Origin of the sequence: Nevskia sp. (assembly GCF_021732705.1) — a bacterium.
Classification (GTDB): Bacteria; Pseudomonadota; Gammaproteobacteria; order Nevskiales; family Nevskiaceae; genus Nevskia.
Genome location: NZ_JAKFUM010000008.1, coordinates 35,526 through 51,858, shown reverse-complemented (window position 1 = coordinate 51,858; position 16,333 = coordinate 35,526). Strand labels below are relative to the sequence as shown.

Here is a 16,333-nt window from a genome sequence, read left to right as displayed (position 1 = left end):
TGCTGTCTTCCCCTTTTGTGCCGCCGGGTGATCAATCATCCGGGATCATGCAGGAGGGGATTTTTTTTTGGATTGTTGAGCGCCGGACGCGCGAACAATAGACAAGTTTTAATGTCGGCTGCGGTGCCAGAAGGGGACATTTAGTTAAGGCTGCAAGGTACGATGAGCGACGGATCTACGGAGGTGAATGTGTCAAGTCAACAGGCCGACAAAGACTTCGAAAACGAAGTCAGACGAATTGCCCGGGCTAAGTGGCCATGTGCTGAATTTTCCGGAGCCGAAATGTTGGATGGCCGCGAAAGGGACGGTGTATTCGAGACCGAGGAGTCAGTCAATTATTTGGAGGCGACAGTCTCGTCCGGAAGCGGCAAAGCTAAGGACGATACCCGCAAGCTGTTCAAGGCGATTGCCGAGCACAATCGAAAGGGAACTCTAAAGGTCGCCATCGGATGGTTCGTCACCAAGAATGAACCGACGGCCGATCAGCGGAAAGAAGTTCAAGAAATAGGGAAGGGACAAGTGCGGGCAGTCTCTTTCTCGCAGTTTCAGCAAAGCTTGATAGACGTACGGGCTTATTTGTCAGCCCGGAGTAATCATAGTTTTGGAAGCGTGCAAGATTTCACCTCAAGCTCACTAACTCCCTCTGTACCCTTTGTGGAATTAGGGTTATCAAGTATGTTGGGTCAGGCATTATCAGTGAGGGAGGTCATTGAGCAGCTTCTAGTTGGGAAACACTTTGCGATTACTGGACAGTATGGCGCCGGAAAAAGCATGACACTACGAGAAATTTTCGTGCGTCTGCATGATAAATATGTGAAGGGAGTCACGCCAAAGTTCCCTGTTTACATAAATCTGCGCGAACATTCAGGCCAGCGTGATCCTGTCGAAATCCTCGAGCGGCATGCGCGCAGCATAGGATTCGAGTCGCCGCCATCACTAATTAGAGCTTGGCGCGCTGGCTTCGTAATTCTATTGGCCGATGGATTTGATGAAATCGCTTCGCTGGGAGTACAAGGATCTTGGAAAAAGCTTAAAGATCTGCGCATGAGATCTCTAGAGGGAATTCGAAAACTCATTAGAGATAGCGTCAACGTAGGAGTCGTAGTCGGAGGACGAAGTCATTACTTCGAGAGCGAACATGAACTTGGCAGCGCGCTTGGCTTACGAAATCCCACTTCGTTAAGCATGGATGAGTTCTCCGATGAACAGATGAAGACATTTCTATCGGCTTTCCCTAGTGTAGATGGCAATGCTTCGTTACCCGCATGGCTACCTACTAGGCCGTTGCTTCTTGGCTACCTCGCATCGAAAGACTTGCTCGCCGGTTTTAACGGCTCCATCACTCCGCTTGATGCTGTTGACGGTTGGGATTACCTGCTCGATCGCATATATCAAAGAGAACAGCAGATTGAAACGAACCTTGACGGCGCAACATTGCGCCGAATTCTCGAGCGGGCTTCCACAATGGCGAGGTCGTCGGAAGATGGTTTAGGGCCGATTACTAGAAGTTCGCTCGTTGCCGTGTTCAATGAAGTGTGTGGTTATGAACCGGATGAGCAAGGACTTCTTGCAATTCAGCGACTGCCTGGACTTGGTATACACAGAGCTGAAGACGAAAGTCGATGCTTTGTGGATAAAGAACTAGCGGCGGTATGCACGGGAACTGAGCTATTTCGATTTTTCGAAACGCCCTATGAGATTGTAAAGAATCAAATTTGGGTGGATTCGATGTCATCGTGTGAACGTTGCATCAATCCAGTGGGCGCGGAAACTACGATAAGAAAGATCAGGGCGAAGGGCGATGCGCGTGGGCTGGTCAGGCAGACTGTTGCGTTTCTGAATACTAGAACGGACATTTCATGTGCCCGAGGTGATGTGGCTAGCGTTGTAGTCGCCGGCGATTTCGAACTCGACATTCCTCTTTCAGTAAAGGAAATGAACTATTCGCCGACAAATATTGATTTTCATCGAGGTATGGTGGACCTAAGCAGGTTGTCATTTAGCCACTGTCTTTTTGACCACATCGCCATAGAAAATGACATTCCTATGGACCGATTACCTCGATTTGATCAGTGCTTATTTGACCGGGTGACGGGGCGGATTTCAGCTCAAGATCTTCCAGAGGATAAATTTTCCGTTTCGTGCGAATACGGCGCCTTTGACGAGATAGGAACTAATGGGGCTATACGCGCAACGCAAATGAGCATTGGCGAGAAAGTTCTTCTGATAACTTTAAGAAAGCTCTTCGTACAAAGCCTATCCGGAAGGGCTGAAGGCGCCCTATATAGGGGGCTAGATGTTGACGAAAGACGCTGCGTTGCAGATGTCTTGGCTTTGCTGAAGCGTCACCAGTTGGCGACAGAGTATTCTCGCGGGGACGGCATCATCTGGCTTCCTGTCAGAAAGGCCTTGGGGCGCGTGAAGAGGATACTTAACGCACCGGTTCAGTGCGGAGAGGCCATAGTCCGAGATGCTAAAGAAATTGCCTAAAGCGATACATCGAGAATGTGTTCTATTGCTTTTCGATGGCCGCTTCGGGCTGATAGCAGCCAGTGGAGGCAGGGGTCGCCCGATTTAGTCGGGCAACACACCAGTGTGCTTGGCTAAGTAAGCCGGCTTCATCGCAGTTGAGCCAACACGCCGGCTCAGGGCGCAACCTAGCCCGCAACCGGAAGACTCATCCACAGTCGCAACTGCGTCCGCCAATGCCGCAGTTCCAGTTCCAGCCACGCGCTGGCGGAGATGACCGGCGGGCCGCCGTCGTCGAGCACAATGGTGAGGGATTGATCGCCATTGGCCGCTTCGGGCGTTGCCAACTGCTGATCGGCGGCTTGCTGGTCGCCCGAGCGTTCGTCGGCATCGGCATCGTCATCGCTGTCCATATCGACTGACGCTGCGTCTTCGTGGTCGTCGATCTCGTCGAGCTCGTCGGTGGGGTCGATGTCGCGCGCGGCGCCGAGCAGCAGCAGGCCGGAGAGCAGGAAGCTTTGCATCGGCCACAGGCCGACCGGATCGAGCATCGCCTGGAAGCGGGCGCTTTGGCCGGCGAGCGTGGCGGCGTCGCCCGGGAAGTCGCTGGTGATGCTGCGGTGCGCGAGTTGTTCGAGCGTGGTGCGGAGGGTGGCGAGGGCGGCGTCGTCCAAGGTGGCGGTGCCGGGCTGGCGCTGCACGGTGAGGCCGAGCGTGAGGTCGACGAGCTTGGCGTCGAGCGTGCGCAGGTTGCCGCGCACCAGCAGTTGCAGCACGTCGGCGGCGGGCTTGCCGATCTGGCTGGCGGCGGTCAGCGGATCGGCAAAGCCGCCGGTGGTGGAGAGTTCAGCGCCGAGCGCCGCGTCATGGGCCAGCAACTGCACGCGGCTGCGGGCTTCGCCGGTCAGGGCGGTCAGCAGGGCCAGCGTCAGTTCGATCACCGGCGCGTGCGTGCCCGCGATCGGTGCGAGGCGCAGCGCGGTCACGGCGGGCGACAGGCTCAGGCGATCGGCCCCGCGCACGGCGGCGGCGGCCAGCGTCAGTGCGCTGGCGAGCGTGACCGGCACGGTCGATGACGCGAGACCTGCGGGAATTCCGGGTGCAGTGCCGGGAATCGATCCTGGCGCTGCGCCGGGCGGCACGGCGGGCAGGCTGGCGCCGAGCAGCGCGCGCGCGCCGAGCAGGGCGGACAACGCCTGCGCCGGCAGACCGGCGGGCGTGCCGCCGTGTGCGGCGATCAGGTCGCCGTCCTGCGCCAGCGCTTGCAGGGCGGCGGCGATGGCCAGCGCTTCGCGGGCGGTGGGTGGTGCCGTGCTGCCGGCGGGTGCGTGGGCGGGCAGATCGAAGATCGGCCGCAGGGCTTGGTCCGCGAGCGCGGCCACGCGCAGCAGCACGGCGCGATCCAGCACGGCCGCGGCCGGCGTCAGCGTGGGGGGAGGAGGCGTCGGCAGCGCGACGCCGGTGCCGATCCGCATGATCGATCCCGGAAGGAGGCGGGGTATCCCGACCCGGCCGGTTTCGCGCGGCGGGTCTCGTCCCTGCTATCGGCGGCAAGAACGGGCGCTTGAGCGTCGCGGCTGACCGGCCGTCACATCACATTCATCCGCGGCGCGATAATCGCGGCATGAGCACTCTTTATCTATCCCCGAACGAAGCCCGCGTGCTGGCGGCGCTGGTCGAGAAATCGATCACCACGCCGCAGTACTACCCGATGACCGTCAACGCGCTGATGATGGCGTCGAACCAGAAGAACTCGCGCCATCCGGTGATGAACCTGAGCGAGGGCGATACCGGCGCGGCGCTGAACGCGCTGGAAGCCGAAAAGCTGGTGACGCGCGACGACAACGCCGGCCGCGTGCCGAAGTGGCGGCATCGCTTCCAGCACCAGCTACTGCTGAAGCCGGCGACGATGGCCGTTCTGGCGACCCTGATGCTGCGCGGCCCGCAGACGCCGGCGGAGCTGCGCACCAACAGCGCGCCGCTGAACGGCCCGGCCGATGCCGACGGCGTGCAGGCCGCGCTGAACGATCTGCTGGACCGCGCGCAGCCGTTCGTCATGCAGTTGCCGCGGCTGCCCGGTCAGGCGGCGTCGCGCTGGGTGCATCTGTTGTCCGGCACGCCGGACATTCCGGTGCAGGACGCGCCTGCGCCGTCCGCAGCACCGGTGGCGCGGGCGCCGGCCGGCACCGGCAGCGGGCTGGAGCGCGTGGCCGTGCTGGAGGCGCGGGTGGCGGAACTGGAAGCGAAGCTCGCGGAACTGGAGCAGCGGTTGACGGCCGCGGGCGGTTAGGCGCGCGTCGATCCGGTCACCCCGGATTTCCCGGGATCGGTAATTGGGGTCAGATACACATTAATGGGCGAGCAGCACGGCGCTGGGGGCTGGTGCGGCGGCCCGCGTGCCGACCGTCGCCGCGATCGCCAGGCCGTGCGCGGTGACGTTGTCGATCTGGTTGCGATAGCGCGGCCGGATGCCGGGGCGGTCTTCGGCCCACGCGATCATCTGGCGGCCGAGCACGTCCGGGCTGCCCGGCGTCAGCTTGTCCTGCCACCACCATTCGAAGATCGCGCGTTCGGCGGTCAGGCTGACGATGCCGTAGCCGTGGTCGACCCATTCGATGAACTGGCAGTTCTTGTTCGCGGCGATGATCGCGGCTTCGATGGCGCGGGTGCCGACGACGGTCGCCGCTGAGCCGGCCGGCAGGCGCAGCGCGTTGGCCAGCAGTTCGTCGGCACCGCCGCGGCCCATCGAACTCGGCGCGAATTCGACGCCGACCGAGGCTTCGCGCAGGTTCAGGCGGCCGACGTTGCCGGTGCCGATGCGGCCGAAGCCGGCGGGAAAGTTCAGCGGTGTGGAGCCACGGCGCAGGTTCGGCGCCGGCAGGGCTGAAACGTAGCGCGAGCCGATCAGCGAGTTGTCCTCGATCAGGTCGGACGCCCAGTTGCCGTGCACGTCGCCGGACACGAAGACGTTGTTGTCGACCCGCAAGCCGGCCGGATTGACGCCGCGCAGGTGGCTGAACAGCGCGGCGCGCTCGGCCGGGTAATCGCTCCAGCGCGACACGTTCAGCGGGTTCGGCAGGTTCACGCCGTCGATCACCGGCGGCACGCCGACCGGGGCGATCCAGGTCTGGTTGTTGACCAGCCGCCAGACCGTGCCGGCGCGGGCGGAGTCCTGCATCGCGCCGGTCAGCCACTCGAACTGCTGCCGCCCGAGCAGGCTCGGCGCGCCGTTGCCGAGGTGCGTGGCGTCCGGCTGCCGCCCGTGCGACGGCAGGCCGATCTGGCTGTCGATGCCGAAGACATCGGCCAGCGGGCCGTACGGCAGGCGGCGGTAGATCCGCGTCGGATCGGCCGGGGCCGGATAGCGACCGTCGTCGACCTGATCGAACGCGCCGCTGCCGTCGGCTTTCGGCGGGCGGGTCGGCGTCCATTCGTGGAACACGCGGGTGGTGATGGCGAGCGTCGTGCTGCTGCGCGCGCCATCGAACGGCGTCGGCAGCTCGTTGCCGTAGTCCTCGTCGATGTCGTGGTTGTCCCAGACGATGAACCACGGGTGCTGCTGGTGCGCGCGCAGCAGGTTCGGGTCCGAGCGCCACAGCGCGTGACGGCGGCGCAGTTCGGCGATGTTCAGCCAGTCGCGGTAGTCGACGTCGGCGGTGTCGCGGACGTTGTTGCGGGCCCGAACTTCCTCGTCTTCGTCGACGAAATCGTAGAGGTAGTCGCCGCAGTGGATGACCAGGTCGAGGTCGTTGCGGTCGGCGATGTGGCCGTAGCCGCTCCACCAGCTGGACCAGTAGCTGGAGCAGGACACCACCGCGAAGCGCAGCTCGTCGACCATCGTTGCCGGTGCGGTGCGGGTGCGGCCGGTCATCGATACCGCGCCGAGCGCTTCGAAGCAGTAGTAGTAGGTCGTGGCGGGGCTGAGGCCGGTGACGTCGACCTTCACCGTCCAGTCACGGTCGGCGATCGTGGCCTGCACGCCGCTGCGGACGATCTGCTGCATCGCCGGATCGCGCGCCACGAACCAGCGCACCGGAATCTGCGAAGCGCTCGGCGTGGCTTCGGTGATGCGGGTCCAGACGATCACGCGATCGGCCAGCGGATCGCCGCTGGCCACGCCGTGCGCGAATGGCAGCGGCGCGCCGATCGGGTAATCGAACGCGGGACTCGCGGCCTGGCCGCGGCCGGTGGCGCTGAGCGCCGAGGCGGCGGCCAGTTGCTGCAGGAATTCGCGGCGGGACGGCGGCATCGGAGATCTCGCGACTCAAGGGTGGCCGCATCTTCGCATTCCGCCTGCGAGGATTTCGTGACGGCGGCGTGTGCCGGCCGCGCCCTCAGAACGCTTCGCGGAACGGCCGCAGGTCGACCTCGTGCGTCCACGCCGACGGATGCTGCGCGTGGATCTGCCAGTACTGCTCGGCAATGGCATCGACATTGAGCAGGCCATCGGCACCGGCGCGCTCGACGAACGCGGGGTAAGCCTTGCGCAGGCGCTCGCCATCGACGCCGCCATCGACGATCACGTGCGCCACGTGCAGGCCCAGCGGTCCGTACTCGCGCGCCATGCTCTGCGCGATCATCCGCAGACCGCCCTTGGCGGCGGAGAAATGCGCGAAGCCGGGCTTGCCGCGCAGGCTGGCCGAAGCGCCGGTGAAGATCACGGTGCCGCGGCCAAGCGGCAGCAGGCGCCGCGCGGCTTCGCGGCCGGCGAGGAAGCCGGCGAGGCAGCCGACCCGCCAGAACGCTTCGAACTGTTCGGCGCTGAGCTGCCGGAAGTCGATCATCTGGTTGTTGCCGGCGTTGAACACGACCACGCTCGGCGGCGCGATGCCGTTCGGCAAGTTCATCGCGTGATCGAACAGCGCGAGCACGTCCGCTTCCGCGGTCACGTCCATCACTAAGGCTTCGGCGCTGTGGCCGTCGCGGCGGATCGCGTCGACCAGCAGATCGAGCTTCGCGGCCGTGCGCCCGCCGGCGATCACGTGCAGACCCTCGCGGGCGAAGCGCCGGCACAGCGCGCCACCGATGCCCTGTTCGGCGCCGACGCCGATGATCACTGCGGATTCCTGCTGCATGGCTGCACTCCTCGAAGAACCGGAGGAGGACGATGACAGCCGGATGCGGCCGCGCACAAGCGCAGCCCGCCGGATCAGGCGGCGGGTCGATCATCCTCCGGCACGGTCAGCCAGCGCGCGGCCACCAGCACGGCGGCGGATGCGAGATAGGCGATCACGAACGGCCACGCCGGATGCAGGTCCAGCGCGGTGTCGGCACCGGTGTAGCGATACGCATGCATCAGCCCGGTGGCCGACAGCAGCGCGGCGACCGCCATCCAGACGGCGGCGCGCAGGAACTGCCGCTCGACGATCGCGACCGTCGCCGCCGACAGGATCATGGCGGTGAATACCACGCCCTGCTCCAGCGCGAACGCGCCATCGGCCCAGACATCGGCCGCATGAAACGCCGGCAGCAACGCGTCCGTGATCGCCGGGCCGTTCGGCGAGCCGGCGCCGGCAGCGCGCAGGCCGGCCTTCAGCATCAGGCTGCCCCACATCGCCAGCCCCGGCAGCAGGCCGATGACCACGGCCGGGAAGTGCAGGCGCGGTGTCGCCTCGAACGCCTGCACCGCCATGACGATGCCGATCCACAGCAGGATCGCGATGCCGGCATCGATCGGCACCGCCCACGCCACATGGGCGATGGTGCCGCTGAAGCACAGCAGCGCGATGAACACGCCGCTTAAGCTCGAGTAGCCGGCCCGCGCGCCCATCGCTTTCCAGCCCGGATGGCCGATGTACAGCGTGGTCGGGAAGCACGAGCCGAACACGGCGGCGACCAGCGTGGCGATGCCGTTGACGGCGAGCGACGAGCGGGTGTCGTAGGCATCGCCGGCCGCTTCCGCCGATTCCAGATTCTGCAGCGAGCCGATCACCGAGATCAGGCCCATCGGCACGATCACCGAAGCGTAGGCGAGGAACTGATCGAGGCGCAGGCTTTCCAGCAACGCACCGAGGACCGGCACCGGCAGCGCGAGTTTCGGGGCCGGCGGCAGCGGGCCGGTCGGCGCCAGGCCGAGCGTCCAGCCGAGTGCCACGCCAAGGATCACCACGACCACGCCGACCGGCAGGCCGCCGCGGAGCCGCACGCGGCCGAAGTAGCCGACGAGCACGACGACGAGCGTGACGATGCCGATCAGTGGATGGGCGTAGGCCCGCATCAGGAAGCCGAGCGCGATGAACGCGAGTGCCAGGCCCGCGAGTGTCGACAGCAACGCGGCACGCGGCGTGTGCCGGCGCACCCAGCCGGCGACGAAGGCTCCGGCGAACTCGATCACGCCGGTGCCGAAGCAGGCCAGCAGCCCGGCCTGCCACGCGGCACGCGCCGGGTCGGCACTGCCGGCGGCGGTGGCGGCGAGCTTCGCCGGCAGCATCACCAGGAACACGAACGAGAACACGGTGATCGTGTTCAGGCCGAACGGCAGCGCACAGACATCGTTCCGGCCTTCGCGTGCCGCCAGCCGGCGCGCCTGCCACGCGTAGAACAGGTTGCCGGCGAGCAGCGAGACCGCCGCGCCGGGCAGCACGGTGCCGAGCACGAGGGCATCGTCGAAGCCGAGCACGAAGCGGCACAGCGCCGAGATCAGCAACAGCAGCACGAGGTTGTCGAGCGCCAGCCCGATGAAGCCATCGAGATCGCCGCGAACGAAGCGCGGGGTCGGCGCGCGGGTGGCGGGGCGCATCAGAACGAGACCTGCGCTGGCGTGATCGACAGCAGCACGCTTTCGTCGCCGGTGCGCTGCTTCCACGCCGTGCGCAGCGCATCGAGCGCGCGCCGCTGCCGCGTGCCGTGGAACAGGATCACCACCAGCTTCGAGTTCAGCCGTTCGATCGTGCCGGTGTCGCGCTTTTTCCACTGGCCCTGCACGTCCAGCACCGAAAAGCCGTCGGGAAAGCGCGGCGTCACGTCCTCGTCGAGAAACGCCTGCCAGCGCTGCGCGTAGTCGGCGGCGTCGGCACCGCCGGTCCGGCCGAGGCCGAAGTACAGCTCGGCCCGCTGCCAGTGCGAGGCCTGGGCCGGGCGCTTGGCGTCGCCGTGCATCGCGGCGCTTGGGGCCGGGGCGGTCGTTGATCTGGAGGTGTCGCGCGCCATCGCCGGCAGCGCGATGACGGTCGAAAGGGCGACGGCGCAGGTGAGGCGAAAGCCAGCGGGCATGGGTTCGGTTTCAGGATCGCGGAAGGAAGAACGTCAACGGTACCGGTACCGGCATCGGCATCGGCATCGACATCGTCACCGGCATCGGGCACGCACGGCGCATGCCGCTGCGGTCATTGCACCGGGAAGGGTCCGTCGCCGTCCCAGACCGTGTCGTGATAGCCCTTGCGGCCGATGGCTTTCGCAAGCTCGCTGCGGAAATCGCCGGTGGCACGCAGTTTCGCGATCACTTCGGCGAAATCCCAGCGCGGCTGCCAGCCCAGTTCCTCGCGGGCGAGGCGGTTGTCGTAGACGCGGTCGAGGCTGTCGAACAAGGTCCAGCCGCGGCGGTCGTACTCGTCCAGCGCCTGCGGCACCCGGCGCGCGACGACGGCGGCGGCATCGCGGCGCAGTTCGGCCGCGTCCTCCGGCGTGAACGGCGTGGTGGCGCTGATGATGTAGCGGCCGAAGCCGAGCGCGGGTGCACGGTCGATCGCCAGCAGGTGCGCGGCGACCACGTCCTCGATCTCGACCCGGCGATACAGGAACTCGTTGGCCTTGGCGTTGGCATCGAGAAACGCCAGCCGCGTGGCTTTCGAATCGTCGTCCTCCGGAAAGAAGCGCGACGTGCGCAGCACCAGGCACGGCAGCCCTTCGCGGCGATGGATCAGCTCGCACAGGTCTTCGGCGGCGATCTTGGTGACGCCGTAGATGTTCTTCGGCACCGGCCGCACGCTTTCGGTGATCCACGCCGACGGCGCGCCGGGCGGCGGTGTCAGCGCCGCGCCGAAGGCACTGGTGGTGCTGGTGAACACGAACGCACCCGCGCGCTCGCGGACGGCGGCTTCGAGCAGGTTCAAGGTGCCGCTGATGTTGGTATCGACGAACTGCTGCCGCGTGTGGGTCGCGACATGCGGCTTGTGCAGCGTGGCGGTGTGCAGCACGGCGCCGACACCGGCCATGCAGCGATCGACGAACGCGGCATCGGCGATCGAGCCGACGGCATCGGTGTACGGCGACGGTTTGACATCGATGCCGAACGCGTCGCGGCCTTCGGCGCGCAGGGTCCGCATCAGCGCTTCGCCAAGGTGGCCGGCGCTGCCGGTGACGAGAATCTTCATCAGGGAGAGCCAGTTCGAGCAGGCAGGCACGATTTCACGCGCTGGCGCTGCCGGCTGCAAGTCCCGCGCGTGCCGTGGCGACCCCGATCCGGACTGCTGGCCGTTGATTTCTGCCGGGATGGCCGTTGATCTCGGGCGGGTTCGCGGGATTTCGCTGGCCTGTTCAATGCGTGAAGTCGTACGCTAGCGCTACCGTTTCACAGGATGGCGCGCACCCGAGGAATCCGACCCGGACAGCGTGGGAGGGTCCTTGCAGCGGCATTCGCCTTGCATCACTCGGCCTCAGACCGATCGCTCCACCACACCACTCACTCAGGATGATCAAGTCATGGAAATGACCCGCTGCAAATCGTTGTCCGCTTGGGCGCTGAGCTTCGTCTTTCTGGGTGCCGCACCCGGTCTGGCCACTGCCCACGACGGCTTCTATCTCGGCATCGAAGGCGGCGCGAACTTCGTGTTCGACCAGACCCTGCGCATCTACAGCGCCAACCGTCCGCTGCGGCCGATTCCGGACGGCACGCCGGTCAGCACCGTGGGCTTCGATACCGGCTTTGCGGCCGGCTTCTTCGGTGGCTACGCCTTCGAGAACGGCTTCAATCTGGAACTGGAAATCGCCCACCGCGACAACGTGCTCGGCGACGTGACGCTGGCCAATGGCGAGCCGTCGCAGCGTGTGGGCGGCCACGAGTTCGCCGTCGCCGCGTTCGGCAACGTCTGGTACGAATTCCTGAAGGGCTATCGCCTGCGGCCGTATCTGGGCGGCGGCGCCGGCTACGCCCGCGTCGCGATCCGTGATCCGGAAGTCGACAACCTGCCCGGCTTTCAGGACGGCTCCAACCTGCGCAGCGACTTCGATGCCGTGTTCGCGTTCCAGGCCGGCGGCGGCCTGCGCTACGACCTGACGCCGAAGCTGACGGCCTCGGTCGACTATCGCTTCGTCCGCAGCAATGTCGGCAGCTTCGACCTGCTGGCGAACAATCCGGACAGCGAAGTCCAGACCCGCTACAAGTCGCACACCGCGCTGCTGTCGCTGCGCTATCACTTCGGTGGCGGCAAGCCGCCGATTGCGTCGTCGCCGGTCGAGCCGGTGCAGGTCGTGCCGGTCGAGGAAACGCCGGTCGAAGCGCCGGCCGAAGCACCGGCGGAAGTCGCGGCCGAACCGGCGCCGCCGAAGCCGCGCTGCCAGCCGTCGGCCGACGGCGGCAAGATCGACCTCGCGGACTGCGAAGTCGGCGACGTGTTCGTGCTGCGCGGCGTCAACTTCGAGACCAACAAGGCCACGCTGACGGTCAACGCCAAAACCCTGCTCGATGACGTGGTCGTGGCGCTGAAGGCCCGGCCGGACATCAAGGTGGCGGTACAGGGCCACACCGACAGCCGCGGGAGCGATGCCTACAACCTGCGCCTGTCGCAGCGTCGCGCCACGACCGTTCGCAGCTATCTGATCGGCAAAGGCATCGACGCCGCACGGATGACCTCGGTGGGCCTCGGCGAGACCATGCCGGTGGCCGACAACGAGACCGACGAAGGCCGCGAGCTGAATCGCCGCGTCGAGCTGAAGGTGGTCGATCGCGCGGCACCGGCCGCGGCTGCGGAGCCGGCTCCGGCCCCCTGAGTCGACGTTTCATCCGGGCGAGGTCAGGCACGCGCACGCCGCGTGACCTGATCCGTCCGGGCGGTGCGGGGGCTGCCGTATCATGGCGGTCGCTCCCGCTGTCCTGCCGCCCGTGACTGCCGCCACGCCCCCGCTGCACGCCCGTTTCGACCTGATCCGCGATCGCCTGCTGCTGCGCGATGCGGCGCGGCTGTCGCGTCAGCTTGCCGCTGCCCGCGGCAACCCGAAGTTCGACACCGCCCGCTTCGAGAAGGATGTCGAAGCCGCGTTGCTGGCTGCCGAGAACCGTCTGCGGCTGCGGCCCGAAAGCATCCACTACCCGGCCGAACTGCCGGTGGTGCAGGCCAAGGACGAGCTGCTGAAGGCGATCGCCGAGCATCAGGTCGTCGTGCTGTGCGGCGAAACCGGTTCCGGCAAGACCACCCAGCTGCCGAAGCTGTGTCTGGAACTCGGCCGCGGCAGCCGCGGGCTGATCGGCCACACCCAGCCGCGACGGCTGGCGGCGCGCAGTGTCGCCAATCGCATCGCCTCGGAACTCGACGGCAAGGTCGGCGATCTCGTCGGCTTCGAGACCCGCTTCGATCGGCGCATGTCCGAGCGCAGTCTGATCAAGCTGATGACCGACGGCATCCTGCTGGCGGAGCTGAGTCGGGATCGCGAACTGCTGGCCTACGACACGATCATCATCGACGAGGCCCACGAGCGCAGCCTGAACATCGACTTCCTGCTCGGCTGGCTGAAGCGTCTGCTGCCGCGCCGGCCGGAACTCAAGCTGATCATCACTTCGGCGACGCTCGATCCGGAAAAGCTGGCCAAGCACTTCGCCAATGCGCGTGGCGAGCCGGCGCCGATTCTCCTGGTCGAAGGCCGCACCTATCCGGTCGAGATGCGCTACCGCGCGCCGGATCAGGACGACGATCTCGAAGGCCAGGTCGCGAACGGCATTGAATCGCTGTGGCAGTCCGGACGAGTCGGCGACACGCTGGTGTTTCTGCCCGGCGAGCGCGAGATCAACGATCTGGCGCGCAGCCTGCCCGGCCGCTTCCCGCGCGCCGAAGTGCTGCCGCTGTACTCGCGGCTGCCGGCCGAGAAGCAGGACAAGGTGTTTTCATCGGGCGGCGCGCCGCGCATCGTGCTGGCGACCAACGTCGCCGAAACCTCGGTGACGGTGCCCGGCATCCGCTATGTCGTCGACACCGGCACGGCGCGCGTCAACCGCTTTTCGCCGCGCCTCGGCGTGCAGCAGTTGCAGATCGAAGCGGTGTCGCAGGCTGCGGCGAATCAGCGCGCCGGCCGTTGCGGCCGCGTGGGCCCCGGTGTCGCGCTGCGGCTGTACGACCAGCAGAACTTCGAGACGCGACCGCCGTTCACCGATCCGGAAATCCTGCGCTCGAATCTCGCCGGCGTGATCCTGCAGATGGCCAGCTTGGGCTTGGGCGATGTCGAGGATTTCCCGTGGCTGGACGCACCGGAAGGCCGGCACATCGCCGATGGCTATCGCCTGCTGCAGACGCTCGGCGCGCTCGATGACGACAAGCGCATCACCCCGCTCGGTCGCGATCTGGGACGCTTGCCGCTCGATCCGCGCATCGCCCGCATTGCCCAGGCGGGCCGTGGCACCGCGTACCGCGAGCATGTCTGGGTGCTGGCGGCCGCACTCTCCGTGCAGGACCCGCACGACGTGCCGCCGGATCAGCAGAACGCCGCGCGCCTCAAGCACGCCGAGTGGCGGCATCCGAAGTCCGATTTCCTGACCCTGCTGAACCTGTGGGCGCGCTACCAGCAGTGGAGTGCGGCCAGCTCCAATCGCCAGCTGCGCAAGCTGTGCAAGGAGCATTTCGTCAGCTATCTGCGGATGGAGGAGTGGGAGTCGGTCCACAAGCAGATCGTCGACATGCTCGGCAAGGACGACGCGCAGAAGCCGAAGACCGACCTGCCGCTGGACAAGCTCTACACCGACCTCCACAAGTGCCTGCTGGCGGGGCTGATCGACCACATCGGCCAGAAAGTGCTCGAGAAGCCGGAGTTCAACGGCCCGCGCGGTCGGCGCTTCAAGGTGTTCCCGGGCTCGACCCTTTCAAAGAAGCCGCCGCCGTGGATGATGAGCGCGCAGCTGGCGCAGACCAGCCAGCTGTTCGGCCGCATCAATGCCGAGATTCAGCCGGAGTGGCTCGCCGATGTCGCGCCGCATCTGGTCAAGCGCGTGCTGCAGGACCCGGTCTGGCACGCCGAGCGCGGCGAGGTCACGGCGATGGAAGTGGTGACCTTGTTCGGCATGCAGGTGCTGCGCCGCGCCCGTCACTATGGCCGTGACGAGCCGGCCAAGGCGCGCGAGATCTTCATCCGCGAGGCGCTGGTCAGAGGCGACATGCCGAACAAGCCGGCCTTCCTCGACAAGAATCTGGCCTTGCTAGACGCGGTGCGCGACAAGGAAGCGCGCCTGCGCCGGCCCGATCTGCTGGCCGACGAAAGCCAGTTCTTCGAGTTCTACGACACGCTGCTGCCGGCCGATGTCTGCAGCACCGTCGGTCTCAAGAACTGGCTGCGGCGCGAGCCGTCCGCCCAGCGCCAGCTGACGATGGCCGAGGCCGACGCGCTGAAGCCCGGCGCCAATGCCGATGTCGCCAGCCTGTTCCCGGATCATCTCGATCTGGCCGGCACCCGCATCGAGCTGAGCTATTCGCACGAGCCGGGCAGCGACGAGGATGGCGTCACTTTCGAGATCCCGATCGCCCAGTTGTTCACCCTGCCGGCCGCGCGTTTCGACTGGCTGGTGCCCGGCCTGCTGCCGGCGAAGATCGAAGCGCTGATCCGCAGCCTGCCGATGAACCTGCGCCGCCTGTGCACGCCGGCCGCCGAGTACGCCAACGCGATCGCCAATGCCGCGAATCCGAACGCGGGCGAGCTGCTGGACGCGATCTGCGCGCGCTTCCGCGACATGAACGGCGTGCAGCTGAAACCGGACGATTTCGCGCCGGCCAAGCTCGAAGCCCACCTGAAGCCGCGACTGGTGCTGGTCGCCGCCGATGGCAAGGCGATGGGCGAGGCGGAATCGCTGATCGCCCTGCAGCAGCGCTTTGGCAGTGCCGCGCGCACCGAGCTGACGAAGCGCGCCGAGACCAGCGCGGAGGCCAAGCGCTGGACCCGCGAAGTCGTGCTCGACTGGGATTTCGGCACGATGCCGGAGCACATCATGGTCGGCGCGGCGAAAGCCTATCCGGCCCTGGTCAGCGCCAACGATCGCATCGGCCTGAAGCTGTTCGAATCCGCCGAGGCCGCGCGCGCGGCGCATGCCATCGGCACGCAGGCGCTGCTGCTGGCGCGGGTCGCCGATCGCCTGAAGGATCTGGCGAAGACGGCGCGCGCCAAGCTCGGCATCTCGCTGGCGCAGACCGGCCTGTCGGCCGAGCAGCTTGCCTTGCAAGTGGCCGAACGCGCGGCGCGCAGCTACTGGAACCCGGCCGCGATCCGCGATGAGGCCGCGTTCCACGCAGCACTGGCCAGGCGCGGCGAATTCGGTCGCGAAGCCGTGAAGCGGCTGGAGGAAGTCTGTGGCTGGCTGGTCACCGGCATGGAGCTGCGCAAGAAGCTCGATGCCATCGCCAAGCCGTGGCCGGATGCCAACACCGACCTGCGCAACCAGCTGCAGACGATGTTCGCGCCGGGCTTCATCCACGAGATTCCGGACGACGTCTGGCCGCGCATCGGGGTTTATCTCAAGGCCGCGACCATCCGTGCCGACCGCCTGCCGCACAAGCCGCAGCGCGATCTCGACATGCTCAAGCAGATTCGTGCCGTGGCGCAGCATCTGAAGGGCCCGTTCCATCCGGCCCGCTGGCTGATCGAGGAATGGCGCATCGCGCTGTTCGCGCAGGAACTGAAGGCGAACGGCTCGCCGAGTGCCGGGAAGATTCAGGCAGCGCTCGCCGCCTGAGCC

General features: G+C 66.2%; 10 protein-coding genes. 4 read left to right on the top strand and 6 right to left on the bottom strand.

Features of this window, described 5'->3' with window-relative positions; translation table 11 throughout:
• Positions 1–162: 162 nt before the first annotated feature.
• The gene (locus tag QZ951_RS09655; RefSeq protein ID WP_293000346.1) at positions 163–2,490 is read left to right on the top strand and encodes an NACHT domain-containing protein; all 2,328 of its coding nucleotides are present in this window, start codon (positions 163–165) and stop codon (positions 2,488–2,490) included.
• A gap of 167 nt (positions 2,491–2,657) precedes the next feature.
• Here the strand turns inward: QZ951_RS09655 and QZ951_RS09650 are convergent, their stop codons facing one another.
• A complete protein-coding gene (locus QZ951_RS09650) occupies positions 2,658–3,944 on the bottom strand; it encodes a hypothetical protein (protein WP_293000345.1) in 1,287 nt (428 codons plus the stop codon).
• 149 nt (positions 3,945–4,093) lie between these two features.
• Between QZ951_RS09650 and QZ951_RS09645 the strand changes: the two genes are divergently transcribed.
• Complete coding sequence (locus QZ951_RS09645; RefSeq protein ID WP_293000344.1) at positions 4,094–4,759, top strand: DUF480 domain-containing protein; 666 nt, start codon at positions 4,094–4,096, stop codon at positions 4,757–4,759.
• A gap of 60 nt (positions 4,760–4,819) precedes the next feature.
• On the opposite strand, the gene QZ951_RS09640 is transcribed toward QZ951_RS09645, so the two are convergent.
• From QZ951_RS09640 to QZ951_RS09620, 5 genes are all read right to left on the bottom strand, one after another.
• Positions 4,820–6,718 (bottom strand): alkaline phosphatase D family protein, encoded by a 1,899-nt coding sequence (locus QZ951_RS09640; protein WP_293000343.1) that lies wholly within the window; start codon positions 6,716–6,718, stop codon positions 4,820–4,822.
• Between the two features lie 85 nt (positions 6,719–6,803).
• On the bottom strand, positions 6,804–7,544 hold the full coding sequence (locus tag QZ951_RS09635; protein WP_293000341.1) for an SDR family NAD(P)-dependent oxidoreductase: 741 nt from the start codon (positions 7,542–7,544) through the stop codon (positions 6,804–6,806).
• Positions 7,545–7,618: 74 nt separating this feature from the next.
• A complete protein-coding gene (locus QZ951_RS09630; RefSeq protein WP_293000340.1) occupies positions 7,619–9,208 on the bottom strand; it encodes an NCS2 family permease in 1,590 nt (529 codons plus the stop codon).
• Complete coding sequence (locus tag QZ951_RS09625) at positions 9,208–9,681, bottom strand: DUF3574 domain-containing protein (protein ID WP_293000338.1); 474 nt, start codon at positions 9,679–9,681, stop codon at positions 9,208–9,210. Before QZ951_RS09625 ends, QZ951_RS09630 begins: the two co-directional genes overlap by 1 nt.
• A 113-nt stretch (positions 9,682–9,794) precedes the next feature.
• Positions 9,795–10,781, bottom strand: coding sequence for an NAD(P)-dependent oxidoreductase (locus tag QZ951_RS09620; protein ID WP_293000337.1), 987 nt, complete (start codon positions 10,779–10,781; stop codon positions 9,795–9,797).
• Between the two features lie 328 nt (positions 10,782–11,109).
• On the opposite strand from QZ951_RS09620, the gene QZ951_RS09615 reads away from it, so the two are divergent.
• The gene (locus tag QZ951_RS09615; protein ID WP_293000336.1) at positions 11,110–12,396 is read left to right on the top strand and encodes an OmpA family protein; all 1,287 of its coding nucleotides are present in this window, start codon (positions 11,110–11,112) and stop codon (positions 12,394–12,396) included.
• Positions 12,397–12,508: 112 nt separating this feature from the next.
• Complete coding sequence (gene hrpA, locus QZ951_RS09610) at positions 12,509–16,330, top strand: ATP-dependent RNA helicase HrpA (protein ID WP_293000335.1); 3,822 nt, start codon at positions 12,509–12,511, stop codon at positions 16,328–16,330.
• The last annotated feature ends 3 nt before the right edge of the window (positions 16,331–16,333 follow it).